This window comes from Xenorhabdus sp. SGI240 (assembly GCF_040081915.1).
GTDB lineage: Bacteria > Pseudomonadota > Gammaproteobacteria > Enterobacterales > Enterobacteriaceae > Xenorhabdus > Xenorhabdus bakwenae.
In genome coordinates, this window is record NZ_JBEBMB010000053.1 from 1 (window position 1) to 3,071 (window position 3,071).

The window sequence follows — 3,071 nt, forward strand, 5'->3', positions numbered from 1 at the left end:
AGCTCTTTAACAATCTGGAACAAGCTGAAAATTTGAAACAGCCCGTGACGATGAATTCATCAGCACGGGTGAGTCTCTCAGACCCGTCAATCCGAAGACACCTTCGGGTTGTCAGGTTAAGCGACTAAGCGTACACGGTGGATGCCTAGGCAGTCAGAGGCGATGAAGGACGTGCTAATCTGCGAAAAGCGCCGGTGAGCTGATATGAAGCGCTATCAGCCGGCGATGTCCGAATGGGGAAACCCGGTGCAATCCGTTGCATCATCATTAACTGAATCCATAGGTTAATGAGGCGAACCGGGGGAACTGAAACATCTCAGTACCCCGAGGAAAAGAAATCAACCGAGATTCCCCCAGTAGCGGCGAGCGAACGGGGAGGAGCCCAGAGCCATCAGCATGACACGCCTCAGGAGAACGGTCTGGAAAGGCCGGCAGTAAAGGGTGAAAGCCCCGTATCCGAAGTGGTGTGTCTTGTGAGCTCGAAGAGTAGGGCGGGACACGTGATATCCTGTCTGAACATGGGGGGACCATCCTCCAAGGCTAAATACTCCTGACTGACCGATAGTGAACCAGTACCGTGAGGGAAAGGCGAAAAGAACCCCGGCGAGGGGAGTGAAAGAGAACCTGAAACCGTGTACGTACAAGCAGTGGGAGCCCTGATTTATCAGGGTGACTGCGTACCTTTTGTATAATGGGTCAGCGACTTATATTCTGTAGCAAGGTTAACCGTATAGGGGAGCCGCAGGGAAACCGAGTCTTAACTGGGCGTTAAGTTGCAGGGTATAGACCCGAAACCCGGTGATCTAGCCATGGGCAGGTTGAAGGTTGGGTAACACTAACTGGAGGACCGAACCGACTAATGTTGAAAAATTAGCGGATGACTTGTGGCTGGGGGTGAAAGGCCAATCAAACCGGGAGATAGCTGGTTCTCCCCGAAAGCTATTTAGGTAGCGCCTCGTGAAGTCATCTTCGGGGGTAGAGCACTGTTTCGGCTAGGGGGTCATCCCGACTTACCAACCCGATGCAAACTGCGAATACCGAAGAATGTTATCACGGGAGACACACGGCGGGTGCTAACGTCCGTCGTGAAGAGGGAAACAACCCAGACCGCCAGCTAAGGTCCCCAAGTCATGGTTAAGTGGGAAACGAAGTGGGAAGGCTCAGACAGCCAGGATGTTGGCTTAGAAGCAGCCATCATTTAAAGAAAGCGTAATAGCTCACTGGTCGAGTCGGCCTGCGCGGAAGATGTAACGGGGCTAAACCATGCACCGAAGCTGCGGCAGCGACATGAATGTGTTGCTGGGTAGGGGAGCGTTCTGTAAGCCGTTGAAGGTGAACTGTGAGGTTTGCTGGAGGTATCAGAAGTGCGAATGCTGACATAAGTAACGATAAAGCGGGTGAAAAACCCGCTCGCCGGAAGACCAAGGGTTCCTGTCCAACGTTAATCGGGGCAGGGTGAGTCGACCCCTAAGGCGAGGCTGAAAAGCGTAGTCGATGGGAAACAGGTTAATATTCCTGTACGGGCAATAATTGCGATGGGGGGACGGAGAAGGCTAGGCAATCCGGGCGACGGTCGTCCCGGTTTAAGTGTGTAGGTGGGATAATCAGGCAAATCCGGTTATCCATAGCACTGAGGCACGATGACGAGGCACTACGGTGCTGAAGTTGCTGATGCCCCGCTTCCAGGAAAAGCCCCTAAGCTTCAGATTAGTGCTCATCGTACCCCAAACCGACACAGGTGGTCAGGTAGAGAATACTCAGGCGCTTGAGAGAACTCGGGTGAAGGAACTAGGCAAAATGGTGCCGTAACTTCGGGAGAAGGCACGCTGGCGTTAGGTGAAGGACCAGGCGTCCGGAGCTGAGGCCAGTCGCAGATACCAGCTGGCTGCAACTGTTTAATAAAAACACAGCACTGTGCAAACACGAAAGTGGACGTATACGGTGTGACGCCTGCCCGGTGCTGGAAGGTTAATTGATGGGGTTATCGCCTGGCGAGAAGCTCCTGATCGAAGCCCCAGTAAACGGCGGCCGTAACTATAACGGTCCTAAGGTAGCGAAATTCCTTGTCGGGTAAGTTCCGACCTGCACGAATGGCGTAATGATGGCCAGGCTGTCTCCACCCGAGACTCAGTGAAATTGAACTCGCTGTGAAGATGCAGTGTACCCGCGGCAAGACGGAAAGACCCCGTGAACCTTTACTATAGCTTGACACTGAACCTTGAGCCTTGATGTGTAGGATAGGTGGGAGGCTGTGAAGTGCGGACGCCAGTCTGCACGGAGCCATCCTTGAAATACCACCCTTGAATGTTTGATGTTCTAACGCCGGCCCGTTATCCGGGTTGCGGACAGTGTCTGGTGGGTAGTTTGACTGGGGCGGTCTCCTCCCAAAGCGTAACGGAGGAGCACGAAGGTTGGCTAATCCTGGTCGGACATCAGGAGGTTAGTGCAATGGCATAAGCCAGCTTGACTGCGAGAGTGACAGCTCGAGCAGGTGCGAAAGCAGGTCATAGTGATCCGGTGGTTCTGAATGGAAGGGCCATCGCTCAACGGATAAAAGGTACTCCGGGGATAACAGGCTGATACCGCCCAAGAGTTCATATCGACGGCGGTGTTTGGCACCTCGATGTCGGCTCATCACATCCTGGGGCTGAAGTAGGTCCCAAGGGTATGGCTGTTCGCCATTTAAAGTGGTACGCGAGCTGGGTTTAGAACGTCGTGAGACAGTTCGGTCCCTATCTGCCGTGGGCGCTGGAAGATTGCAAGGGGCTGCTCCTAGTACGAGAGGACCGGAGTGGACGCACCACTGGTGTTCGGGTTGTCATGCCAATGGCATTGCCCGGTAGCTAAGTGCGGAAGAGATAACCGCTGAAAGCATCTAAGCGGGAAACTTGCCTTAAGATGAGTCTTCCCTTACTCCTTTGAGGGTACTGAAGGACCGTCCGAGACGAGGACGTGGATAGGCCGGGTGTGTAAGCGTTGCGAGACGTTGAGCTAACCGGTACTAATGAGCCGTGCGGCTTAACCTGACAACACCGAAGGTGTTTTGGGGATTTGAGAGGGTTTCAGAGTGA

The 3,071-nt window shown here is 53.7% G+C and carries 1 rRNA gene; it reads left to right on the forward strand.

From position 1 onward, the window contains the following. Positions 1-114 precede the first annotated feature (114 nt). A 23S ribosomal RNA gene (locus ABLA76_RS12370) occupies positions 115-3,026 on the forward strand. Positions 3,027-3,071: the final 45 nt, after the last annotated feature.